We start from the raw sequence: 25,005 nt of genomic DNA on the forward strand, positions 1-25,005 counted from the left end.
GGGGATTCGTCTAATGTGTGTAAGCCGCAACGTTATCTGGATTTACTGCTTCGTGAAGAGCCGCATTAAGTCCGGTTGCAATGACATTGGCGATGCCTTCAATGAACTCATCAATTTCTTTCGGGGTGACGATCAGGTCATGTCCGAGCGGTTCAAGCACCTCTTTTACCAGACTCAAGCGATCCTCTTCACCGATGTCATCGAGCATGCCCATGATTTGTTTTGTCTGATCGGTTTCCTGACGAAAGTGAGAACGCATCATTTCGATGACGTTGTTCACGATGGTCGAAGCATAACATACCGTTGGTACGCCGATGGCAATGCAGGGAACACCCAGAATTTCCTTCGTTAATCCACGGCGTTTGTTACCAATACCAGAACCAGGGTGAATCCCGATATCGGCTACCTGAATCGTTGTATTCACTCGTTCAAGAGAGCGGGAAGCGAGCGCATCAATGGCGATAATGGCATCAGGACGGGTACGCTCAACAATGCCCTGCACAATGTCACTCGACTCAATCCCTGTTGTACCAAGCACACCCGGAGCAATAGCACTGACCTCACGATATCCAGGCGCCACCTGATCCGGTACCAATTCAAAATACTGCCGGGTAACCATCAGATTCTCTACAACCAACGGACCAAGAGAATCTGGAGTTACTTTCAGGTTGCCGAGGCCTACAATCAGCACCTTGGAATCCTTGCCGATGCCTGCCTTGGTCATAAACGCTTCCATTTCTCGTGTAAATTCGGCAGCCACCCGTTCCTTCAGTTCAGTATCTCCGTTGCGAAGGGAAGGCACCTCAAGTGTGACATAATGGCCTTTTACACGCCCTATGGCTTTCGCTGCTTCATCATTCAACACATCAATCCGTGTGATCGTAATTCCGTCTTTCGTATCTACATCCTCACGTAATCCGGGAATCGTCTGTCTTTGGCTGCCTTGTGCCATTTCTTTGGAATCGATAGCCAAATCCGTGCGTACGATATAATTTTGCAAATCAAGTGTCATTTGTGTCCCTGCCTCCCTTATTACATTTGAGCATATTGTGTGGGAAAAAGGCAGGCTTTATGCAACATGCCAAACAACGATGCAAAATCTGTTGCAATTTACATGCTAGCGTGATAGAATATTTTAAGTTGTGAAACGTTTGTATTCATGCGAATGCCTTACAGGAGGTGAATGTAATGCCAAACATCAAATCCGCTGTTAAACGCGTAAAAACGAGCGACAAGCGCCGCGCACTCAACGCTTCTCAGAAGTCTGCACTCCGCACAGCTGTTAAAGCTGCTGATGCTGCTCTGGTAAGCAACGAAGTTGAAACTGCTAAAGCTGCGATTCAAGCTGCTTCCAAAAAGCTGGACAAGGCTGTAACTAAAGGTCTGGTTCACAAAAATGCAGCTGCACGCAAAAAGTCTCGCTTGGCGAAAAAACTGAACGCTCTTTCCGCACAAGCGTAAGAAGCGTTACTTATACGAACCAATGGAAAAATCCTGAACAGCATGGGCTTTCAGGATTTTTTAGCATCTGTTTCGCTAAGTAAGGAGAACATACCATAAAAAAACAACCTGAACATCTCGGATCGTACGTTGAAATATCAACACACGGAGACTTCAGGTTGTTTTTTTTGCTTTTGCCTAAGGCTATGCACCAAGTCTTAACAAAAATAACTCCAAGCCAAGAACCTTATCCACAGCTCCTGTTTTCATCTGATAATCCAGCTCACTCAAGTGACTCAGAATCTTCCGTAGACGGTCAGCATCAAACTTTCGAGCCTGCTCCCCGGCAATTTTGATCGCGTACGGATGCAAGCCAAGTTGACTGGCGATCTGCTGCTGTGAGTAACTTTGTTGCCCGAGTTCCTTGACCTGAATCATAATACGGAACTGCCGCGCAATCAGCGCTGCGATCTTGATCGGTTCTTCACGTTGTTTTAAAAGTTCATAAAAGAGTGCAAGTGCTTTTTCCAACCTCAGGTTGGCCAACTCCTCCACAAGTGCAAATACGTTCTGCTCCGTGCTACGAGCCACCAGTGACTCAATATCTGCACGACGAATCGTGCCTCCGCTCCCAGCAAACAAACAAAGCTTATCCACTTCGGCAGATAACCCTTGCAATCCCGTTCCAGCATAACTGACTAATGTATCTGCCGCCCCAGCTTCGAAGGTCACTTCTCTCTGTTTTGCAAGTTTTACAATCCATTGAATCAATTCTTCTCCACTTAGCGGTGCAAAGGCCAGAACAACGGCTTGTTTCTTGGCTGCTTTCACCAACTTTTTCCGTTCATCCAACTTGTCCCCTTGCGCTAAAAAAACGATCGTGCTGTAGTCAGCGGGATTATCCATATATGTAATCAAGCGATCTACCTGATGTTCTATTTTGGATTCCTTTCCTGCGGTAAACAAGCTGGTGTCCCTTACAATAATCAATTTGCGCGGAACAAGAAAGGGAACCGTTTCTGCTTCTTCCACAACAGCCTCAATCGGTGTTTCGGAGAGATCATAGGGAATAACTGCAAAATCCTGATGCTCCTCTTCAATAACATGGGTTTTTAACATCTCTGTAAACTGCTGTATCTGGTACTTTTCCGTTCCATACAGCACATAGATTGGCGCAGTTTCCCCGCTGCGTATTGCCTTTGTTGCGCTTTTCACATCCATCCACCGTGCCCCCTTATCCCTCTTATCCTACCAGAAAATACACAAGACAACAAAGGGACCTTCATCCATGTACGGATAAAGGCCCACTGTTCTGCATCTATATAAACGCAAGCACAGCCATTCTAGAAATAGCTGGCGTGCGGTCATACGACGTCAGTTGTTGGATCAGAAAAAGGACGTTCTTTAGTTATATCCAGTATATGCTTGTTCATTGGAAAAGGTTCTCTTAAAATGCCGTGCAGGAACCTTATACCAGAACTATTTTACAGGTGAAACATTAGATGATGTACTGACTTTGAAGGTATCCTTTGTAATCGCTCCGTCTTTGTCCATTTCATAATTAAACTGCAGGCTGTCTTTGGACCAGCTTCCCGACTTTAACGTACCTTCTACACTCCGTTGCTCTATCAGATTCAGTACATCCGGATCATTCGCAGATTTCGCATAAATACTTAACTGGTCACCAAGCAACATAACAACATAGGAACCGTCAGGTGATTTCCATTCCTTTGCTCCCGTTGGTGCAGCAATGCCTTGTTCAGGAGCCATCAATCCCTGCTGTGCTCCAGCAGCACCCGATTCCGTTCCGTTTCCTGCATTGTCAGTGTCACTGCCTTGAGCTGGGGTATCCTGGTTTGGAATGATTGTTTGAGCCGAAAATGTCTCGTCGAGCTGGTCATTTGAATCAGATGTACTTCTTCCATCCTTGTCATTAGGAGTGGAAGCACCGCCTTCGCTTGTATCCGGCTTTTTCTGCTCCGTTCCCTGAGCTGAATCCATGCTCTTCTGAGTATGACCAGAGTCAGAAGAAGGACTTGAATTCACCTCTTGTTTGCCTTTGTCCTGAGTAGACGGCCCCTCTGTGGAAGGCTTTGCTGACTCTTGTTCATTCGAAGCATCTGGAGTTTTCAGTTCTGTTCCGTTGCTCTCGTCAGGTTGATCCGCGTTCGGTTGCATAGAACCTTCCGTCACCGGATCATTTGACGAGTCAGGTGCAAACGTACTGCCTTCTGCTTGGTTCGTTATGTCTCCTTGATCGCTTCTCAGATACATCCTCTGTGCAGACTGCTCTTCACTGTTGCTATCTTGCGATGCCCCCGAGCTCATGAGCATCGAATCTGCATTCTCAATCTGCTCTGGCTGATATCCCCAGATAGCAAATCCTAATACAACAGCCGCGGCCGCTGCACCCACAGACATCCGTCCCACCATCGAATTAAACCATTTGGTCTTCGCTTTCTGCTCACTTGAACTTGAACGCTGTAGACTCTCAAATGCCGCAGGGACAGGACTCATTTCTTGCACGGTACTGCTTTGTTCTTTACGCGCTTCGTCAATCGCATCCAATTGAGGCATAATGGCATCAACCAGACTAAACTTCGGGCTTACTTGCGGCAAATCTTCCAGTTCCCTGGATAGAGCTCTGAGCATACTAAAATTTTCGGCGCATTCCGGACACTTGGCCACATGCTGTAGCATCTGCGTCGTTTCCGCCTCGCCCAGATCATGATCCAGATACCGGTGCATCCATTCCACCACCTCTTCGCATTTCATCCTGTCACACCACCTTTCTGATACTCCTGTAATAGATTTTGTAGCTGTTGTCTGGCTCTAAATAAGTAAGACTTCACCGTATTTAGCGGAAGATCGAGACAATCCGCAATTTCGTTATAGGATAAATCTTGCAAATATCTTAGAACAATGACGGTCCGATGATGCTCCGGCAGCTTGTTGATCGCTTCCTGAATGTCCTTGGCCACATAAGTCGACATCACTTCGAATTCTACATCCTGCTTATCCTGAAAAACCATTTCGTGTTCATCGATGGACACGGAAGGCTTGGTTCTTCTGAACTTGTCAATGCAGATGTTCGTTACGATGCGTTGCACCCAGGTTTTGAACTGGGCTTTTTCTTCATAAGAATTAATCTTGGTGTAAATACGGATCAACGCTTCCTGCGCAGCATCCAAGGCGTCCTGTTCATTATTTAGAATGTAATATGCGGTCCGATAAACATGCTGTTCAATCTCCCGCAATAGGGTAATTAGAGCGTCGCGATCGCCCGATTGAGCGGCTCTGATGAGTTCCGGCTCTACCACAAAGGATCCCCCTCTCCCTGCAACCTTACTGACGTAATCATCGATAAAATTGTTGCAAAGTTAAGTATATTTTAATTTTCCATCACAAAATAACGGCATATGTATAAGGGCCGCCGAATCTTATCTTAGAATAACAGAAAATGCAAACGTAGTCATCAAACGTCTGACATCACGGATTCCAGTACTTACACGACTCAAAATAAATGCAACGGCATACATTATGGTTAAGTACTTTTAAAGGCTTAAAAATAAAAAAAGTCGAAATTTGTCCAAATTTAAGCTTTTTTTAATGCATTTTTCATGAAAATGGTGTATTGTAAATTTACATTCATAAGACGAGGTGATGAGCATGCCAGCTCTAGCGAAAATTCAACAATTAAAAGAACAAATGCCAAAAGAATATCAAAGCATTTCCCACTTTGTGGAGCACGCTTTGGAATCAATCGACACCCTGGTTGAGGAGCATCGGAAATATGTAGCTGCACAAGCGTTGTACGGCGATAAAATCGTCGGATCGGAAGAACGCTTGTACAGAGAAACGGTTCTGGATGTCAGAGCACAACTACTGGCGACACTCGAAAAAACCGTTGAAGACATTCTGCACAAAGGTGACAAACATTGGAATAAACATTTCAAGGACGGCGTGGAATAAATAATACTATCATCTATATTCGATGAACAGACCGGATATGAAAAAGCCCCTACCATCATTGTTCTCTCTTCGAGAATCTAATGAGGAAAAGGGGCTTTTTTTATACTTATAACTAAAAATAAGCCCATTTTCAGGATCGGAGCAGTGCTTGCGGTTCTATAAAACCCAGTCTGGCCTATGTTGGGTTCGGAAATTTATTTTTCCTAGTCATCCTGGTTATCCCCCTTGTTCTGTATCAGCTTATGCCGCACATCTATCTTCCCATCGTTCACTCTCACCTGTACCTCGCCCATCTGGTCCGTCCGATAAATCTGTGAACCTGTCGCTTCCAAACGTTTCATCACACCTGGATTCGGATGACCGTAAGTATTGTTTACTCCTGCAGAGATCAGTGCAGATTTGGCATTCCAGTACTGAAGCCATGCTTCTGACGATGAAGTTTTGCTGCCATGATGAGCAACTTTAAGAACATCTATAGATATATGTGATTGTAGACGCGATATAGATGTAGCTGTTGAAGAACTATGATTTCTGCCATTGTCAGCTATACCGTCCATCCATTCAGGCACAACACCTATATTGGTTTCGCCGTTCGGAACAGTTCTCCCCGATTTTTGAACGCCCTGTTGAAAAGAGGCCAACATTGAACCATCCTGAATGTCATACAGGATGTTCTGTTCCGTTGCTGCTTCCATATCTCCGGTAAATAGCAGTGACGAGCCCGCCATATCCAGCAAAAAAACGACCGACTCACCGTTCTGATTCTCAAGAGTTGGCACACCTCCTGATGGATTAACCGGCCCATTCCGCTCTGGTGAAATAAAATATAAAGATGTCTCCCGATCCGGTTGATAAGTCATGCCCTGATGTATAGCGAATAGCGGGATTTGGCGTTGTATCGCTGTATTGAGGAGCTGGTCAAATTTCTCTTTTCCACTCGTCGTTCCGTTAAACATCAAGCGTTTTACTGGAATCTGGTCCAGGACAGCCTGTAGCCCACCAGCATGATCCTGATCCGCATGGGTCACAATGACTGCATCAAGCTGGTGAATACCTCTCTTTTTTAATAAAGGAACAACAATCTTTGCACCTACCTCATACGGATCACGCCTCGTTTTCCATGAATGCTCGCTGCCACCAAAATTAACTGTGCCTCCACCATCTACAAGGATATGTTTGCCCTCTGGCGTAGTAATCAGTGTACTGTCTCCCTGACCAATGTCCAGAAATTGCACTACACCTGTTCCCGCTGAACGCGGCGTCTGATACGCCCACCATAATCCGGCTATTAAACAGATCGCAAGTACAACGCATAAACCTCGCTGAACTTTGCTCATTCGCACCTCACTATAGAAGCCTGCACCCTTAGATGTAAATACGCTTGCATACTCTGGCCAGGCGATACTAGCGCCAAGAGTAGAGAGTGAACCATGATCTGATGTTGCTCTTCGAGTAGGCAAGGGATCGGGCGCTGAAAGTTGCAAGCGATTGTTCGCTTTCGCTGTGTAAAGTGATTGAGTGTCAGCAGACCGTGAAGAATTGAAGCCTAATGCTAGTGTAGAGCCCCTTTGTGTAGCACCTCGTGAAGACATATCAAGTGGCGCTGTATCCTCTTCTGCAACATGAATATTTTGGGGTATCTCACCGCCACTCCGCTGATAGAGCAAATAAAGCAACACATATAAAATCACATAATAGGTTGCAATCCATAATAAGGAAGGTGTAGGCCAGATCATCACAAAACCTGGCAAACTGTTCATCCATTCCACACTGAGAAAGGTAAGTTGATTCAACTGAATCGCAATCCATGCCAGAAGTTTCGCAAGCGGAAGCCACACAAATGATAGAATCATCGCAACCGTACCTAAGGGAAGCACTACAGCACTAATCAAAGACACCAGCAAAAAATTGGCTGCAAAAGACAACAACGAGAACTGATTGAAGTACAGAATCGTCACTGGGAAAGAAATCAGCTGCGCTGTCACCGTAACTGAAGCTGTGGCTGCTAAGGACTTGGGCCACTTGTAAAACAATCTGTTGATAAGTGGCATGTAAATCATCAGCCCGGCAGTCACCAGAAAAGAGAGTTGAAAACTGACATTTAATAAAAAATAGGGATTCCACCAGAGCATCAGCATAGCCGCTGCACTGATGATCTGAATTCCATCTCTGGCATATCCACGCTTCGCCATATACAGACCAATCATAGACATCATGCCTGCCCGAATGACCGATGGAGAACCGCCCGAAAGCAGTACATATGCCGGCACGAGAACCAGCACAATCGTTAGAGCTGTTTCTCTTGTTAGTCTCAACCATGATAAGAGCATGAGCAATGAAGCCACATACACTGCAACATGGGTACCTGATATGGCGAGGATATGAGTTAATCCGAGCTGAGAGAATTGACTGTACGTACCTGGATCAATATCCTTCGCCATGCCGATGATCAGCCCTTTCATGTAACCTGCCTGTGGCTCAGGAAACAACCGATCTACCGCCGAACCGAGCAGTTGTCTTGCCGAATCTGTCCACCGTAGGATGTTTATTTTCCCCAGCCCTTCAGGAGACGAAACATGAACCGAACTGGCCCCCTTCACTTTAACCATCCAATGAATATACTGCGTCCTTAAATAGCTGCGATAGTCAAATCCCCCAAAATTTCTGGCTTTACCAGGAAGAACTAGAGAGCCTGACAGTTTCAGCTTATCCCCTCGCCTCCAAGATGCTGCTGTCTGCTGTTCCTGTTCTTCCATTAATCGAACTTGCACAATGACTCGTTCATTTATTTTGTCTGAGGATCCTGGTGACTTTAGTGACTCCAAGGCAGGATCTGACGAGGAAACTTTATTCTCTTTCTCTACTTCCTGCTCCGTTTCTTCGGGCAGCCTCAGAGAAGAGATCTGCATCTCAAAACTTGCCCGATCTCCATCCACCTGCACATCCGATACAAGTTTCCCTTCAACCTGAGCATCTAACCCATCAATTACATCCGTAGAGCTATGTAAATATGCTGGCAAGGTACTGTAATTACGCGAATCATTCCATTCCCATTGTATTAAACCACCCGCAAAAGCGGTAACTAAAAGAAGACTTGACCACCCGCGAATATTCATGAAACGAAGTAAGACCGGAAGACATGCCATTGCCCCGACGACTCCCCAAAATAAAGCCCATCCCATCAATAAACACGCCATGCTACTACCGCTCAACCAAAAGATTGTAAAGCGAAGCAATGGTCTATCTTTCATTACATCCCTCTCCTCTCCGCTGATCTCCAAGACTATAAATACACAAAAAAAACCCCCGGAAGCCTGTTCAGGCTTGCCGGAGGTTCTTCCCCGTACGCATGAAACTTATATTGAAGAAAACATATCCCAGGTGTATATGCTCTGACGTGATCTGGGTCATTCAACCTGTTTTAACGCGTTCTTGTTAGTTGCTTACGGTCATCATTGTCTCCCGAGGAGGCTGGTAATTGTCCAGACTACGGAACAAAATGCCTTTCTGCTGCATCATGTTTTTCACTTTACTTGTATCTTTGGGATATGAGCGATGAAATACAATCTCCGTAACGCCGCTGTTCGCCAGCATGTTGGCACATGTCCAGCAAGGCTCATCGGTTACATATACAGAGGAACCTTCGCGGTCAATCCGATCCGTGAATAAAAGCAAGTTCTGCTCCGCATGAATGGTACGAATACAGCGCTGTTTTTTAATCATTTCCTCCTGTCCGTCCGTAACCACAAGCTCGTATTCTTCCGATATCATACAGCCTTCCTCGGAGCAATCTGCTACTCCCATCGGTGCCCCGTTATAGGCGGTACCCAGCAGTTTTTTCCCTTGAACCAGAACAGCTCCTACATGCCGTCGCGGACAACGGGAACGTGTCGATACCATATAAGCAATGTCCATAAAATACGTATCCCAGTCCTTGCGAAGCTCTATTGAACTCATGCCGTTTTCTCCTCCCGCCTTGAAGCTATTACTAATGTGCTGAACTTTTAGCGAATCTGTACATTGGGAGCCATCTTCTCCAGCATCTTCATGCCTATGCCCTTCACCTTGGTAAGATCACTAACTTTGGTAAAGGGACCATGTGCATTGCGATAATCCACAATGGCTTGAGCTTTCTTCTGTCCAATCCCCGGAAGCTCCGTTAGTTTGGTGACAGATGCTGTATTCACATCGATCTTGCCATCATCTGCCGTCTCACTGGTTGTTTTGTCAGCCGGTTTAGATGCCTTGTCAGATATAGATGTATGGATTTCACTTAACTGCATCTCTAGCTGAGCCGGTGGAATGCCTTGATTGCTTGATACAGTAGGAGCAACATTAGACTCCTGAATCTTCGAGCCCTGTGCCGAAGCTGCATCGTCCGATTGTCGCTCGCTCACATCACCTTTAGGCTTACCCTTAGCTGCATTCTCGGGTACCAAAGCAGCCGACTGTTTAGCAGAAGGATCCTGCTCACTTGTCGGCTGATTGGAGCCGAGCTGCATCGGTTCCCAGCCGCTAGGTGGCTGTTCACTTTTGCCCGACCATAATATCAGTATACATCCAACCACTGCCGCAGCAATGGAAAACGCTTTGTTCCATCTCATCTTCCGCACACTCCCTCATATTCAAAATATAGATCATTTCGAACACGGGCGGTGCTTCCGAACCGTTTCATGATTTCGCTTATCTAAGTTACATAATTTCATGTCATGTGAACCAGACCCTGATGCATACAATAGAGGGAAGAAACTGCGCCATTACCGTAAAGCATGAAAGGAGGCCTGAACCAATGAAGGTTGGATTTATCGGAACCGGCAGCATGGGCAGTCTGTTGATCTATGCCCTGATCCAATCCGGTGCACTGGAACCCCGTCAGATTGCAGCAAGCAATCGAACTCCATCCAAAGTACGTCAGCTTTCCCTCCGCTACCCAGGGCTGCATGAATCTCAGAACAATCGGGAAACAGTCATTCGCAGCAACATCATCTTCCTGTGCGTGAAACCGCTGGAATTCAGACATGTCATTGATGATATCCTGCCTGTTGTGAATTCCAATCACATAATTGTCTCGATCACCAGCCCCGTGCAGCTGCGCCATCTGGAATCTTCACTTCCTTGCAAAGTCTCCAAGGTTATCCCCAGTGTTACACATCAGGTTGGCAGCGGAGCAAGCCTATTCATCCATGGTGAACGCATGACGGCCGAAGATCGCTCTCTGCTCGAAGGCCTGATGAGTCATATCGGTAAACCGTATCAAGTGGATGAAGCCTGCACCCGAATCACATCTGACTTTTCGAGTTGCGGACCCGCATTCATATCCTTCTTTTTGGAGCAATGGATTGAAAGTGCAGTGCGCTTGACAGGTATCAAGCGCGCCGACGCTTGTGCTCTTGCTGGTGAGATGCTTCTAGGAACAGGCAAATTGCTTACCGAGGGAGGTTATACTCCACAGGAACTTCAGGCCCGTGTCGCTGTACCTGGCGGAATAACCGCTCAGGCACTTGCACTGCTGAGAAACAACCTCGATGGTGTTTTTGATAGTCTGATCCATACAACACATGAAAAATACGATGAAGATTTAGTCAAACTGGATGAGGTATTCCGTGCCAGCGAGATTAACCGGCAACAATATTAACCAGTTTGCCTGGAACGGCAATGACTTTGCGAATAGTCTTGCCTTCCAGCGCCTGTTTCACAGGTGCAAGTTCCATCGTGTAGTCCTGCATTCCCTGTGCATCCAGATCCTTCGCGATCGTCGCACGAGTTACAATTTTGCCGTTCACTTGAACTACGATTTCCACTTCTGCATCCACAGTCATGGACTCATCGTATGCAGGCCAAGCTACGTAAGAGATTCCACCCTCATGTCCAAGACGACTCCACAGTTCCTCTGCCATATGCGGTGCCAGAGGTGACAGCAATTGAACAAAGTTCTCCATCGCTTCGCGAGGCAGCGTCTCTGCTTTGTACGCGTCGTTGATGAAGATCATCAATTGGCTGATCGCCGTGTTGAAGCGCAGATGCTCCAGATCTTCCGTGACTTTTTTGATCGTTTTGTGTGCTGTGCGTTTGAACTCATCGGTTCCACCGTCAGCTGTGATTTTTTCATTAATCGCACCAGTATCTTCGTTAATGAACAGGCGCCATACGCGTGACAGGAAACGATGCATTCCCTCTACCCCGTTTGCGTTCCAAGGTTTAGTCGCTTCAAGCGGCCCCATAAACATCTCATAGAGACGCAGTGTATCCGCTCCGAATTCGTTAACAATCTCATCTGGATTGATGACATTACCGCGAGATTTACTCATTTTCTCATTGTTGGTTCCCAGAATCATACCTTGGTTAACCAGCTTATGGAAAGGCTCTTTCGTGTGTACGACACCCAGATCATACAGCACTTTGTGCCAGAAACGAGCATACAACAAGTGCAGTACTGCATGTTCTGCTCCACCGATGTACAGATCAACGGGCAACCACTGCTGTTGTTTCTCCTGTGAAATCAGTTCTTTGTCATTGTGAGGATCGATAAACCGCAGGTAATACCAGCAACTTCCCGCCCATTGTGGCATCGTGTTGGTTTCGCGGCGAGCTTTCATTCCCGTCTCCGGATCAACCGTATTTACCCAATCCGTGACGTTAGCCAGTGGGGACTCCCCTGTGCCTGAAGGTTTAATCTGGTCAATGTCAGGCAGCAACAGCGGCAATTGATCTTCTGGTACAGTCTTCATCGTTCCGTCTTCCAGATGCAGAATCGGAATCGGTTCTCCCCAATAACGTTGACGGCTGAACAACCAGTCGCGCAGACGATAAGTCGTTTTCCCTTGTCCTTTACCGTTCTCTTCGAGCCAAGCGATCATTTTCGCCGCGGCTTCTTCATTGTTCAATCCGTTCAGGAAATCGGAGTTCACATGTGCACCGTCACCTGTGTACGCCTCTTTTGTAACATCTCCGCCCTCAATAACTTCAATGATATTCAGGTCAAACTGCTTCGCGAATTCCCAGTCACGTGCATCGTGACCCGGAACAGCCATGACAGCTCCCGTTCCGTAACCAGCCAGTACATAGTCAGCAATCCAGATCGGCAGCTTCGCTCCGTTAACCGGATTGATCGCGTATGCACCTGTGAACACACCTGTTTTGTCTTTTGCCAAGTCCGTACGTTCCAGATCACTCTTACGCGCAGCCTGCTCCTGATAAGCTTTTACTGCCTCACGCTGTTCTTCGGATGTAATCGCGTCAACCAATTCGTGCTCTGGAGCCAGAACGGCAAAGCTTGCGCCGAACAATGTATCTGCACGGGTTGTGAATACTTTGATCACTTTTTCACGGCCTTCGATGGCAAAAACCACTTCAGCCCCGGTCGATTTGCCGATCCAGTTACGCTGCATATCCTTAATGCTTTCCGACCAGTCCAGCTCTTCCAGATCTTCCAGCAAACGCTCCGCGTATTCCGTAATTTTCAGTACCCATTGACGCATCGGTTTACGTACAACCGGGTGTCCGCCACGTTCACTCTTACCGTCAATAACCTCTTCGTTCGCCAGAACCGTGCCCAATGCCTCACACCAGTTCACCGGCACTTCATCGACATAGGCCAAACCTTTATTGTACAGCTGAATAAAGATCCACTGTGTCCATTTGTAATACTCAGGGTCTGTTGTACTGATCTCACGATCCCAGTCATATGAGAATCCGAGAGACTTGATCTGACGACGGAAATTGTCGATGTTGCGGAATGTGATATGACGCGGGTGCTCCCCCGTATCTAGTGCGTGCTGCTCTGCTGGCAGACCAAAAGCGTCCCAGCCCATTGGATGCAGCACATTGTATCCACGCATCCGTTTGTAACGGGATACGATATCCGTTGCCGTATATCCTTCCGGGTGACCTACGTGCAGTCCTGAACCGGACGGATATGGGAACATATCCAATGCATAAAACTTCGGCTTGGACGGGTCCTCACCTGTTTTAAACGTTTTGTTGTCATCCCAATATTGTTGCCAGCTTTTCTCCATCACTTGCGGCTGATAGCCGTGCTTCGGCTGATGATTCTCACTCATCTATAATTCCTCCTTCAGGTTATACGCGCTTGATAACAACAAAAAAACCTCAGCATCCCATAGCGTTTGCAGCGCTAGGGACGAGAGGTTGAATTCCCGTGGTACCACCCTAGTTAGCGGACGAACGTGCTTCGTCATCCACTCCCTTTAGACCTGTAACGGCGGTTAACCGATGCGGATTTCCAGTCCTGCACACCAGGCATAGAACTTTGTAATCACCGCATTTCTCCAAGGCGAGTTCGCAAAATACTGTCAATCGGCTTGCACCAACCGCCGACTCTCTGTCATGTACAGCACCTACTACTGATCCTTATCATCGAAATATGTATACAATATAGGAAGCATTATATAAAAATGCAAGCTCAAAGTCAATATGACATGTCACAATCCCTTTTTCAGAGTCAGACTTTATTGCCCTTCACATGCATACTGGTCTTGCTCACATTGTTCTAAACCGTTCGATGCCTTCCTGCAAATTACGAATCGTCCAGTCGATATGCTCCTTGTTATCATACTGACGGTAATCACATTCAATCCGTAACGCAAGATCAAAATACAAATCGTACAAACTTCTGCGCTTCCGCTCATGATCCGTCTCAAGCTCACGTCCATATCCTTTGAGGAAACCCGGAGTATAGTTAAAATGACTGAAATAATGCTCCATGAGCGGATCGCCCCATAACGAGCGTTCAAAATCAATAATGGCCGTAATTTGCTTATCCTGGACCAGCACATTGCCATCCCACAGATCCCAGCTGATCAGAGAAGACTCTGTCACCTCATCCAATGCATCTGATTTCGCATCAATTAAACGTCTCAGCTCATTGTAATCCATGGCGATGTCTACTCCCGCCTCTTCACCATCCGCAAGCATATCATGCATAAGCATCAAGAAAGCTTCTCTCCACGTCGCACGTTGTCTGTCCTTTCCGGAAAAATAACCAAACCGCTCTCCCTTAATCTCGTTAATTCGCTGGTTATACCAGCCTAACTGCTGTTCAACCGCTTCCTGCTCTTTGGCAGTAAACTGTGCTTTCACATGGTTGTATGGAATCCCGGTCATAAACTCCATAATGAAATACTGAGCGGGAGCCATGGATAGTGAGGCATCGTATGCAAGTACCAAAGGCACAGGAACATCCTTAAGCTTGGCAACAAGCTGGAGCGCTTCCACTTCGGCCGTCATTAAATCCTGTTCACAACGCATTAGATTGGTCGTAGCCGCAGGTGCAATTTTAAGGACAACTTTCCGTCCATCGTCAAGCAAAATTTTATAAGCATGGTTAGCCCAGCCATCGATCATTTCCTCGTAATCTTGAATTGTTACAGCAAGGTGATGCTTAATGATTTGATCCAACTGTTCTTTGGACAATCTCGTTTTATATGTACTTTCCATCTCTACAAATCCCCCTGTGATTAGAATATGGTTCTCATGTTTAGAAAACGCTTTCCGATTTCCATTCATTATGTATCTCTTTGCTTCAAGCGGCAATACTTTTTATCATATCTGTTCAAAAAAAACTGCCTCTAGCAACATACTTACGCGCTGCACAAGGACAGTTTCTTTTCAAATTCATATAAATTAGTTAAGCATCGCTATTCGTATCTTCTTAAACATTCATTTTACAGCCACGTAAAACAATCGCTGTGCGTGGTCTCCAGCTTCTTTCCACTCAAAGTCTGCATACACCTTCACATCCCGGAAGCCCGCTTTACTTAATTCAAGCTTCATCCAGTCCGGATCATAAGCGCGTTGCGTATGAACTTCTTCGAATCGCTGATAGGTATCTCTGTTGCCCTCATCCAATCTAGAAAAAATGCTCAGATGATGCTCTATCTCACACCGCTCCTGATCAAAATCACACGTCCAGATATATGAGACCGAGCGTTCATCTAACACAAAAGGCTGCTCCTCATCATACCGAATCAATGTATTTGGATGGTGTACGTCAAACAGAAATGTACCTCCCAGCTTCAGCATTTCATACGTCCGCTCGAATGTTCGAATGACATCTTTTGATTCCAGCAAATAGTTCACACAATCGCAGAACGAAATGACCGAGTCTACAGGTTCAGGCACTCTCCAATCCCGCATATCTTGCTGTACCCACCGTACACTACCTTCCCTGTACAGACGGTGTCCCTGCGGTGTCGCTTCCATTTTGCTACGTGCAACAGATAACATATCCGCGGAGAGATCAATACCCGTGACTTCAAAGCCAGAATTCACCAGCGGGATCGTAATGGATCCCGTTCCACAGCCAAGCTCAGCCACACTTTTGGGCATGCCATGCTGTTCCCAGGCTGTTCTTGCAAACCTTATCCAGTCCGGATAAGGCATATCTTCCATTAATTCATCGTAAACATAGGCAAATTTCCGGTAAGACATGTCGGCACCGCGCTTTCAATTTCATTTTCCTCATCGGATTGGATCAAAATTTCAAACTAAAAAGCAGGGCTTCCGGTGTTTACCCAGTCTGGCCCTGCCTTACTTAAACCGCTGCATAAAGCATCGGCTCCATGATACATACAGTATTTCATGCAAAATGAATGCTCTAACTCAAAACACCCATGCCGTACTCGGCTATGCTTTACCTGTGTCTACTTCTCTTCCTGCTGTGATTTTGGCGCAGATTCAGACAAGTACGTCCAGTTTTCCTTTTGTAGCACCAAGCCATCTTTCATCAGCTTACCGAGAGCACGTTTGAACGCGGATTTACTAATGCCAAAACGTTGTTTGATAATATCCGGCGGTGTTGCATCGGAATAAGGCATGCCACCCATAGGGCGCTCTTTCATAAATGCAAGCAACTTGTCTGCGTCTTCGTTACGCCCAACTTCTTTACGCTGCGTCATAGCCAGATTTACACGACCGTCTTCACGCACCAGCGTAACCCGGCACTTCACCTTTTCACCCAAACGCAACATATGGCTACGCTCCGAGGAATGGATCATACCAATCGCTCCAAAGCCAAGCACACCGCCATCTACGAGGACAAACGTGCCCATCTGAAGTGGCTTGTACACCAAAGCTTCAACCCACTCATTCACCCATGTTGTTGGAGCGTGGAAAGCAAGCGGAGCAAGTTCACGTTCTCCGGCCAATTTGGCACGCAGACGTCCTTGCTTGTCATGCTCCATGATCACGAACACCGCATCCCCAACTTGGGGACGAAGTTCTTCAAGCTCAGGCAGTTCGCGGATGGGAAGCAACAACTGGCGACCAAGGCCCATTTCCAGGAAGCAGCCGAGGCGCGGATGCACATCAGCTACGACCAGTCTAGCCATTTCACCCAGCGTAAGGTAAGGCTTTTTCATCGTAACAGCAAGGCGGTCTTCTGTATCAAAGAATACAAAAACCTCCAGCGTTTCACCAATCTTAATATCCCGAGTCAGCTCGGTATAGTGAAGCAATACATCTTCCGATCCTGTCGTCAAAAAGTAGCCGAATGGTGACACTTCACGTGAAACCGGCAGCGAGACGACTGTTCCTGCAATCAAACTCATACCGTTTCCACCACTTTGGCGTCAGACCAGAGACGCTCGATATTGTAATATTCACGCTCATCGCGGTGGAATACGTGAACCACGACATCGCCAAGATCCATCAGCACCCAGCGTGCAGAGTCCATGCCTTCAATACCTTTAATGGTTACACCGGCTGTATGCGCCTGTTTACGAATCTCTGTAGCAATGGCCTGCACCTGTGTATCCGAGTTACCGTGGCAGATAACAAAATAATCGGCAACCAGTGAAATATTGTTCAGGTCAAGTGCTACAATGTTTGATGCTTTTTTATCGTCAGCGGCAGCAACCACCATGCTCATAAGTTCTTTCGATGATACCGTCATGAACCAACCTCCATAATCTATAATTGTGTAATCAAGTCATTACGTGAGAGCACCGTAAGCGGGTAGATGACACGGCGCTGGGAGAGCAATAGGGTGATCGTCGAATCAAACCCGGCGATCAACCCTTCCTCCAAACTACGCTGTGCCTGCTCGCGAATGTACTCTACACCCGGGAAATCACGTCCCGGCTCAATATAATCGGCAAGGCATACCACTTTGTCCAGCAGACTCATCCCTACCCTACCAGAAGTATGCCACCGAATGGCGTTAATAATCTCGGAATCGGACACACCATAATCCCGTTCAGCTACAAAGGCACCCACTTCCGAATGCCAAAGCTGCTTATCATGATGTAAAAGTTCTATATTTAGTCCGTTATCACGAATAACGGCTTCCATCTCGGCTACCGGCCAATATTTGGCCACGTCATGTAAAATCGCCGCTATATCCGCTTTTACCGGATCAGCACCATACTTTTCAGCCAAGACAACGGCTGATTCCATGACACCCTGAGTGTGTTTCCAGCGTTTGGCCGGCATCTGTGCAGAGACAGCCTCGATTAACTCCTCACGGCTTGGTGCCATATAAACCGCTCCTTACAATGTATTGATGAACCGCATCCGGGATCATAAACCGCACCGAATGCCCCTTCGCAAGTCGTCTGCGTATCGCCGTAGATGAAATATCAACAAGAGGCATCTCGGCCAGCAGAACCCGTCCCTGCAATGCATCCGGTAAATCGTCCAGATGTAGCTGGAAGCCCGGACGTCCAACCCCGATAAAAGTCAATCTGGATGCCAGCTCTTCAATCTCTTCCCATTTGGGAAGGTAGTTCACCATATCCGCCCCAATGATAAAATAAAACTCATGCTCAGGGAAGCGGCGCCATAATTCACGCATCGTGTCAATCGTATAAGATACGCCGCCAAGTTCCATTTCAATTCCTAGTACCTCATATTGAGGAGCTTGCTTCACAGCTGCCTCAGTCATTTCCAGGCGTTGTTGCCCCGTCGCACCTGCACTGGGTTTGTGAGGCGGGACATGGGACGGCATAAACCAGATTTCATCCAGTGCATGCGAATCCCTTGCCGCTTCCGCTGCCAGCAGATGCCCCATGTGGATCGGATCAAACGTACCGCCCATGAGGCCGATCTTCACCCGCGCCACGCTCCTTATCTTGGAAGTTCGATTTGTTTATTGTCGCGTGATTCTTTGTACAAGATAATTGTACTGCCAATCACTTGTACAAGTTCACTGCCTGTTTCGCGAGCTACTTCTGCAGCAATTTCATTTTTATCATCAAGGTTATTGTTGAGCACTTGAACTTTCATCAGTTCGCGCTTCTCAATGGCCTCTTCGATGTGGCGGAACAAATGCTCATTCGTGCCCCCTTTACCAATTTGGAACACAGGGGTCAGATGATGAGCTTGTGACCGCAAAAAGCGCTTTTGTTTACCAGTTAACATGAATACTTCATACTCCTTATGTTGAGCAGGCCCTGCACATAGCACGAGGCTGATTCAGGGCCTGGCCGTTCAATTATTATTTTTCAAAACTTTCCAGTACTGCACGTCGCATCGTATCGACAGGGGCAGGGACGCCAAGCCAGTGTTCAAATGCGACTGCTCCTTGATAAACAAACATCCCTAGTCCGCCATGCACGGTGCATCCGCGCAAACGGGACTCACGCAGCAGACGGGTCTCTAGCGGGTTGTATATCAGATCACTGACAGCTGCTCCTTCACGGATCCATGCAGGATCAACGGGCACATCATCCACATGTGGGTGCATGCCCGCTGCTGTCGTATTGATAACGATATCTGCCGTTGCGAGTACCGCCTGAGCATCCTGCATTCCGTTGCCGGAGATGTCTCCCAGAGCATGACCTCGTAAATCCGTAGCAAGAGCAAGTGCTCTGTCAGCCGTGCGGTTCAGAATGCTGATCTGTTCAGGCTTTTCGAGTGCAAGCGCATAGATAACACCTCTTGCCGCGCCTCCTGCACCAAGAACAGCAATCCGTTTCCCTTCAAGCTGAGGAACAGCCTCTTCTTTCAACGAGCGCACATATCCGATTCCGTCGGTATTGTACCCTGTCAGCTTGCCATTTTCGTTCACGATCGTATTTACTGCTCCAATCAAGCGAGCACTGTCATCGATCACATCGAGGTATTGCATCACCTGCTCCTTATGTGGAATCGTGACATTAACACCACGATAACCCAAGGCAACAATGCCACGAATCGCAGCTTCGAGCTGATCAGGCTGCACATGTAGCGGCATGTACATTCCGTGCACACCGGCTGCTTGCAAAGCAGCATTATGCATGGCCGGGGATTTGGAATGAGCAATCGGATCACCCATTACACCCAGCAGTACGGGAAGTGAAGAATTGAACTTATTTTCTGCCGACATCGATACGCCTCCGATCTGATCCGTTGTTGGAATTAGGTCCCGCCATCCAAACTAGATCAGGGAAGGACGAATCTGCACCCGAATGCCTTTTGGAACATGGACAGCCACTAAAGCACCCTTATCTCCGTTAACCTTGATCCAGCCCAGACCAGAGATGAATATGTCCGACTGACTGCCACGTTTAATCCGGAATTCATGTCTCGTCCATTCCGGCATCTCAGCGGCATTCTCAAGGGTTGGCGGAGAAAGCAATTCTCCGAGGTGATCACGGTACAGATCATCTGCCCGTTCCAATTTTGTCCGATGAATATCCAGCGCAGTGCTGATAAAACAAGTGAACGATTGGCGATCCCCTTCAATAAAATCAAACCGGGCCATCCCACCGAAGAACAGTGTCTGACCGGAATTCAATTGATATACCGCAGGTTTAAGCGGTTTCTCAGGCATAATTGCAGCCAGATCCTTACGGGATACAATTTCACTGAAGCGCCAAGGATACACAATTCCCGGCGTATCAATAATATATTTTCCATCGTCTAGCGGAATGTTCACCATATCCAGTGTCGTTCCCGGATAACGCGAGGTCGTCAGTTCCTGTTCCAGATCGCTGTAGTCTCGGATCAAACGGTTAATCAGTGTCGATTTACCGACATTGGTTCCACCGACAACGTACACATCCCGATCTCCACGGTACGTGCCTACGAGCTCAAGCAAACGATCGAACCCTTGGTTTTGCTTCGCACTGCAGAGCACAACATCTACTGTTCGCAAGCCTTGTTCTTTGGCTTGCTTTTGCACCCAGTTCCGAACTTTGTTCCAGTTGGTGACTTTAGGAAGCAAGTCCGTTTTGTTCACGGCAAGCAATACCGGATTGTTTCCAACAAAGCGTTGCAAGCCGGAGATAATACTGCCATCAAAATCAAACAAATCAACGATATGAATGACGAGCGCATCCTTATCCCCGATTTTGCTGAGCAGTGCCAAGAACTCGTCCTGATCCACCGTAACAGATGATGACTCATTATAATTTTTGATACGGAAACAGCGCTGGCAGATGACCGGTTCACGGTCAAGTGCTTTTTCTGGAAGATATCCGGGCATATCCGGATTTTCCGTTTGTAAATTCACGCCGCATCCACTGCATCTTACGGCAATGTTGCCGTTATGCGGTTCTGTCATTTCTTCTTTTCCTCCTCAAGCCATAAGCCTTTCTTACGCAGATTCGACAGAGCAATCCGTTCTACTCTCCGATTAAAGCGAGTCATAAAGCCCTCGTCCCCGATGGAAATCGGCAGCACCAGAACTGTATATAGTCCAAGTCTGTTCCCTCCATAAACATCGGTAAGCATCTGGTCCCCTACAACAATTGTTTTTTCGGAAGTAAGCTCCATCATTTTCATTGCTTTACGAAACGGTACATTCGATGGTTTGCGTGCACTATGCACAAACTGGATATCCAGCGGAGTCGCAAACAGGGAAACCCGATTCAGATTGTTATTGGACACAATCATGAGCTTGAATCCCACCTCTTTTACACGCGCGAACCATTCGATCAATTCCGGTGTAGCATCAGGTGCTTTGGCTCCAACAAGCGTATTATCCAGGTCAGTTATGATTCCACGATACCCTTGAGCGTACAGTTCTTCCAGATCAATATCAAAAACTGTGTCTACACGCAGCTTGGGCATTAACATTTTAAACAAAGAAGTCACCTCAGTTTCATACGACACACTATATCACAAATCTGTCTTTCCTGAAAATGCAAACACCCTATATCACGTTAAAAAAAGGAAAACGGGACGGGCATGATCTATGCCCGTTCCGCTTTCAGTTCCTTCCGCAGCTTCAAAGCTGCCTGATAGACAACCTTCCAATCATCGGCGGTTACGGTTGCCGGACTGTAGCGGGTCTGTTCAAATTTCATAAGCAACTCTTCCAGAGTGCCTTGAGCAGATGGGATAATCTGACTCCAGCGAGTTACAGACTCGCGAAGCGTTTCGTCCCCACTTCGCGTCAGGCCTCGTCTTCTTGCATACCGAATCCAGCGTTCGGTCTCAGCAAGCACCTTCTGTTCAGGGGTCAGCGGTCTGCCTGTCCGCAGGCGAAGTAACAAGAATCGCAGCGAAAGGCGGTTGCGCCAGAACATATAAGCAACCCACAGTACGATAATTGCAACTGCAATCCAGATCACAAAGGTTGGAATCGCAGCCGCAGTCTGTTCAGGAGCCGGTGTCTGCTCTTCTTCTTGGACTGGTTCTTCCTCTGGTTGATCTTCCGGTTGATCAGCCGGCTGAACTTCCGGTGCTTCGGTCAGCAACGGCATATCGAATCCCGGTGTTGCTTCAACCGGAATCCATCCGTACTCACCAAAATACACTTCCGCCCACGAATGAGCATCTGCATTCGTTACTGTGTAAGTCGTTTCAATGGGGGCGCCTGGCTGACGAGGAGCCTGCATGTCCGAGTTCAGCGACATCTGTCCAGGTGCATAGCCCTTTACCCATCGGGCTGGAATGCCTTCCGCCCTTGCCATCATCACAAGCGCAGTGGAAAAGTAGTCACAATACCCTTCACGAATATCAAACAAGAAACCTTCAACAAAATCATTGCTCACTTTCCGGGACAGATCCGGATTGTTGGTGTAGTTGAAGTTTTGTTGTAAATAGTCTTGCAGTAATGCTACTTTTTCATACGGTGTTTTTGCAGACGCAGTAACCTCGGCAGCGAGATCCTTTACCCTATCAGGAAATCGGGAAGGTAATTGTAAATACTTGTCCTCTGCCGGATTGCCGGTATACAGAGCATCTGCTGATTTGGTACGAAGCTCGTCTTCCACGATAATCGGCACTTCGGATACAACCGTATAGTTTTTGGGATATTGCGGTTGCTGACGCGATGTGACCACGTGCAACTCCGCCCGCTCTGTATTCCAAAGCATACGATCCGCTCTTTCTTCACCATTCACCAAGCTCACTTGTGATATGGCATACGCACCAAACAAAATGGGATATACCGTGTCATTCAACATCGTTACTTTCTGCGTGACTTTTTTCGTTTTTACTTTACCAGCCTCTTCATTTTCCAGCGTTTGACTGGCTGACACATTCTCCATAGAAGCACGTCCAGGCTCATCCCAGCCCGTACCCGTATATTCAGAACGTGTTTCCCCTCGCCAGTAGCTTCGGTCACTGGTCGTGATTGACATGACTGGGGTGTAATCAAAGTTAAATCCTCCGCCAAGCTGACTGTCCTCGCGGCTGTATCCTGACTCCGTCGCTGTAGGAATATCCAGTACTCCATTCCCGGATTGATTTGCGGATGTTCCCGTGTAATTCCGCCAAGCGGTGTACGGATCGGTCAAGGTTGGCGGAATTTCCGGCATGTTCACACTGGCAACAATAATTAATGAGAAAATGATAGCAATATTCGCCAGTATTTTATAAGGATACCGAATCATTCGTTTCCAGCCCTGCGGGTACTGCAGCTGATAATTACGGAAGTGCTGACATACGAGCCACCCCATACCTGCAAACATTACCCAAGCGATCTCAACCCAGAGCGGAATTTGAGTAAAGGAATCCAATATGCCTAGAGATATAATATTAACTCCCAGAAACACCAGAATACGGCGGGTTGAGTTTACAAGGCGAAGTGCAGCCTCCAACATTACCCATGCACACAAGGAAAACCAGACATACGGAGGCATGTGCAAGATAAATTGCTCCACACGCTCTGTTAGCGTTCCATAAGGGATGTAAACCATGTAATCAATCAACGTTTTATGCAAAATATATAAGAGAACAACAGCCTTGATTATCGTTCGATACAGCATTCTAAAGGGAAGAATGACCTCCAGAATACTTACAGCCGCCAGAGTCCACAGAACCAGCGAAGTCGTCTCGGTATACCATGACTCTTGGGTGAACGATATCCATTGCAGCGCAATGAGAAATATCCAGAGCAACGATGCCGCATGATACCAGGATCTTTTCAATCCCAAACTTTCATTTTTTATGGCATTCATACCGAACCTCCCCCCATAACCGTTGGAAGCTCCTGCAGATGAGCAACGGTGAATGATCTCGTGCCCCTGCCACGCAACATGGCGTTCCATTCCTTACTTTGGCGGGATTCATTGGAATCAATCAAAATGTGACATGGAGTCATGCCACGTGTATCTGCCCAACGAAGTAGCTCAATTATCTTTTCATCTTTTTGTGGAGAAACGACAACAAAATAAGCTCCCTGTGGGAACTGACGCGCTATTTTCTCAACTCCAGGCAACAAGGTAGCATCTTTGCCGTTATCCTGGATATCCACAAGATGATGCATCATCTTCTGCCGTTCAATCAGACTTTCACTTGGAGGCATGAAGGATGACTTATCAGCCAAGGTTAACAACCCCATGCCCATGCGTTCCCTACTACCATAGTCTAGCAGAGAAGCTGTAGTAGAAACGGCCAGTTCGAATGCTTCACCGTGCGGATAACTTCCGGCGAGCGCATCGAGTACAAGAATGGTTTTAGGCACAGACTCATGTTCAAATTCTTTAGATTTCCAGTTGCCTGTTTTGGCTGTGGCATTCCAGTGAATGCGAGAAAGACGGTCCCCATAAACGTAGTCACGCACACCGTTGATCTGGGTTGTTTCCCTGCGAGAACGTGTTAAGGCAGTCTGTGGTCCTGATAAGCGCGACTTGCGATCATACAGTTGCCAATAAGGAATAAATACCGTACGAGGCAAAACACGGAATTCTCCACTGGCCTTGAATGTTCCACGATGTTCGATCAGTCCAAAAATATCTTCGCTAGCACATTCCGTTTCGGAAAAAACATATTTTCCGCGCTCAAGCGGAGGTGTTTGGAAGGACAGTTCTCCACCCCCCCGCATACTCGGAATCAGACTTTCCTTAAACGACCACGATTCTCCATTGTGTCGGTGCAGCATCTCACGAACAACAACATATGGCAGCGGGAGAAACCCCGGGATGGTCAAACTAAGCTTCACCTGGACCTGATCACCGGCATGAAGCAGTTCTTCATGATCTAGTCCGGAAGACAGCCTCCGTACGCCCTGAGCCCGTTTCACACCGCTGAATCCAGCAATCGCAAGATACAGGCAAAGTAGCGTCACCATGGACAAAAGCATAAGTGAGGTCTTTCCTCCTTGAAATAAAACGTACGCAAGGCAGCACATCCACACCACGGCGATGCCCCATACGCGAGGGTGGCGTAAGCCTCGATGGACTGTAGTCAAAAGCGGTCTCATCA

Annotated in this window: 23 protein-coding genes and 1 other annotated feature; of the genes, 3 read left to right on the forward strand and 20 right to left on the reverse strand. The window is 47.2% G+C overall.

From position 1 onward, the window contains the following. Positions 1-10: 10 nt before the first annotated feature. The gene (gene gpr, locus M3629_RS14020) at positions 11-1,012 is read right to left on the reverse strand and encodes a GPR endopeptidase (RefSeq protein WP_251507333.1); all 1,002 of its coding nucleotides are present in this window, start codon (positions 1,010-1,012) and stop codon (positions 11-13) included. A 176-nt stretch (positions 1,013-1,188) separates the two neighbouring features. On the opposite strand from gpr, the gene rpsT reads away from it, so the two are divergent. Further along, positions 1,189-1,461 (forward strand): 30S ribosomal protein S20, encoded by a 273-nt coding sequence (gene rpsT / locus M3629_RS14025; protein ID WP_090914815.1) that lies wholly within the window; start codon positions 1,189-1,191, stop codon positions 1,459-1,461. Positions 1,462-1,644: 183 nt separating this feature from the next. On the opposite strand, the gene holA is transcribed toward rpsT, so the two are convergent. From holA to M3629_RS14040, 3 genes are all read right to left on the reverse strand, one after another. After that, positions 1,645-2,661, reverse strand: a complete 1,017-nt coding sequence (gene holA / locus M3629_RS14030) for a DNA polymerase III subunit delta (protein WP_251507335.1) — start codon at positions 2,659-2,661, stop codon at positions 1,645-1,647. Between the two features lie 258 nt (positions 2,662-2,919). Beyond that, positions 2,920-4,215: an anti-sigma factor family protein gene (locus M3629_RS14035; protein WP_251507336.1), complete on the reverse strand. Its 1,296-nt coding sequence runs from the start codon at positions 4,213-4,215 to the stop codon at positions 2,920-2,922. Further along, positions 4,212-4,760 (reverse strand): RNA polymerase sigma factor, encoded by a 549-nt coding sequence (locus M3629_RS14040; RefSeq protein WP_154983218.1) that lies wholly within the window; start codon positions 4,758-4,760, stop codon positions 4,212-4,214. The genes M3629_RS14035 and M3629_RS14040 overlap by 4 nt, the downstream gene beginning before the upstream one ends. Before the next feature lie 349 nt (positions 4,761-5,109). Between M3629_RS14040 and M3629_RS14045 the strand changes: the two genes are divergently transcribed. After that, positions 5,110-5,412, forward strand: a complete 303-nt coding sequence (locus tag M3629_RS14045) for a hypothetical protein (protein WP_123062602.1) — start codon at positions 5,110-5,112, stop codon at positions 5,410-5,412. A gap of 203 nt (positions 5,413-5,615) precedes the next feature. Here the strand turns inward: M3629_RS14045 and M3629_RS14050 are convergent, their stop codons facing one another. The 3 genes from M3629_RS14050 to M3629_RS14060 all read right to left on the reverse strand — a co-directional run bounded on the left by M3629_RS14050 (position 5,616) and on the right by M3629_RS14060 (position 10,016). Beyond that, complete coding sequence (locus M3629_RS14050; protein WP_251507338.1) at positions 5,616-8,663, reverse strand: ComEC/Rec2 family competence protein; 3,048 nt, start codon at positions 8,661-8,663, stop codon at positions 5,616-5,618. A 184-nt stretch (positions 8,664-8,847) separates the two neighbouring features. Further along, a complete protein-coding gene (locus M3629_RS14055) occupies positions 8,848-9,369 on the reverse strand; it encodes a deoxycytidylate deaminase (RefSeq protein ID WP_251507340.1) in 522 nt (173 codons plus the stop codon). 47 nt (positions 9,370-9,416) lie between these two features. After that, complete coding sequence (locus M3629_RS14060; protein ID WP_251507342.1) at positions 9,417-10,016, reverse strand: ComEA family DNA-binding protein; 600 nt, start codon at positions 10,014-10,016, stop codon at positions 9,417-9,419. Between the two features lie 185 nt (positions 10,017-10,201). On the opposite strand from M3629_RS14060, the gene comER reads away from it, so the two are divergent. Further along, positions 10,202-11,047 carry a late competence protein ComER gene (gene comER, locus M3629_RS14065; protein WP_251507344.1) on the forward strand — a complete coding sequence of 282 codons (846 nt, stop codon included), beginning with the start codon at positions 10,202-10,204 and terminating at the stop codon, positions 11,045-11,047. Here the strand turns inward: comER and leuS are convergent. The 13 genes from leuS to M3629_RS14130 form a co-directional block, all read right to left on the reverse strand. Next, positions 11,028-13,472, reverse strand: coding sequence for a leucine--tRNA ligase (gene leuS / locus M3629_RS14070; RefSeq protein ID WP_251507346.1), 2,445 nt, complete (start codon positions 13,470-13,472; stop codon positions 11,028-11,030). The genes comER and leuS overlap by 20 nt on opposite strands. A gap of 73 nt (positions 13,473-13,545) precedes the next feature. After that, positions 13,546-13,798, reverse strand: a binding site (T-box leader). A gap of 113 nt (positions 13,799-13,911) precedes the next feature. After that, positions 13,912-14,868, reverse strand: coding sequence for a phosphotransferase family protein (locus M3629_RS14075; protein ID WP_251507348.1), 957 nt, complete (start codon positions 14,866-14,868; stop codon positions 13,912-13,914). A gap of 222 nt (positions 14,869-15,090) precedes the next feature. Continuing rightward, a complete protein-coding gene (locus tag M3629_RS14080; RefSeq protein WP_251507350.1) occupies positions 15,091-15,861 on the reverse strand; it encodes a class I SAM-dependent DNA methyltransferase in 771 nt (256 codons plus the stop codon). A 212-nt stretch (positions 15,862-16,073) separates the two neighbouring features. Beyond that, on the reverse strand, positions 16,074-16,979 hold the full coding sequence (locus M3629_RS14085) for a CvfB family protein (RefSeq protein ID WP_251507352.1): 906 nt from the start codon (positions 16,977-16,979) through the stop codon (positions 16,074-16,076). After that, a complete protein-coding gene (rsfS, locus tag M3629_RS14090) occupies positions 16,976-17,323 on the reverse strand; it encodes a ribosome silencing factor (RefSeq protein WP_251507354.1) in 348 nt (115 codons plus the stop codon). The genes M3629_RS14085 and rsfS overlap by 4 nt, the downstream gene beginning before the upstream one ends. Before the next feature lie 17 nt (positions 17,324-17,340). Continuing rightward, positions 17,341-17,907 (reverse strand): bis(5'-nucleosyl)-tetraphosphatase (symmetrical) YqeK, encoded by a 567-nt coding sequence (gene yqeK / locus M3629_RS14095; protein ID WP_251507355.1) that lies wholly within the window; start codon positions 17,905-17,907, stop codon positions 17,341-17,343. Further along, a complete protein-coding gene (locus M3629_RS14100) occupies positions 17,891-18,481 on the reverse strand; it encodes a nicotinate-nucleotide adenylyltransferase (RefSeq protein WP_251507357.1) in 591 nt (196 codons plus the stop codon). The genes yqeK and M3629_RS14100 overlap by 17 nt, the downstream gene beginning before the upstream one ends. Before the next feature lie 14 nt (positions 18,482-18,495). Next, complete coding sequence (yhbY, locus tag M3629_RS14105) at positions 18,496-18,789, reverse strand: ribosome assembly RNA-binding protein YhbY (protein WP_090914936.1); 294 nt, start codon at positions 18,787-18,789, stop codon at positions 18,496-18,498. Between the two features lie 76 nt (positions 18,790-18,865). Next, on the reverse strand, positions 18,866-19,735 hold the full coding sequence (aroE, locus tag M3629_RS14110; protein WP_251507359.1) for a shikimate dehydrogenase: 870 nt from the start codon (positions 19,733-19,735) through the stop codon (positions 18,866-18,868). Positions 19,736-19,786: 51 nt separating this feature from the next. Next, on the reverse strand, positions 19,787-20,914 hold the full coding sequence (gene yqeH / locus M3629_RS14115; protein WP_251507361.1) for a ribosome biogenesis GTPase YqeH: 1,128 nt from the start codon (positions 20,912-20,914) through the stop codon (positions 19,787-19,789). Further along, a complete protein-coding gene (locus M3629_RS14120) occupies positions 20,911-21,438 on the reverse strand; it encodes a YqeG family HAD IIIA-type phosphatase (RefSeq protein ID WP_251507363.1) in 528 nt (175 codons plus the stop codon). Before M3629_RS14120 ends, yqeH begins: the two co-directional genes overlap by 4 nt. A 107-nt stretch (positions 21,439-21,545) precedes the next feature. Continuing rightward, positions 21,546-23,759 (reverse strand): DUF4129 domain-containing transglutaminase family protein, encoded by a 2,214-nt coding sequence (locus M3629_RS14125; RefSeq protein WP_251507365.1) that lies wholly within the window; start codon positions 23,757-23,759, stop codon positions 21,546-21,548. Continuing rightward, a complete protein-coding gene (locus M3629_RS14130; protein ID WP_435368227.1) occupies positions 23,756-25,003 on the reverse strand; it encodes a DUF58 domain-containing protein in 1,248 nt (415 codons plus the stop codon). The genes M3629_RS14125 and M3629_RS14130 overlap by 4 nt, the downstream gene beginning before the upstream one ends. Positions 25,004-25,005 lie beyond the last annotated feature (2 nt).

Origin of the sequence: Paenibacillus polysaccharolyticus (assembly GCF_023714295.1) — a bacterium.
GTDB lineage: Bacteria > Bacillota > Bacilli > Paenibacillales > Paenibacillaceae > Paenibacillus > Paenibacillus polysaccharolyticus_A.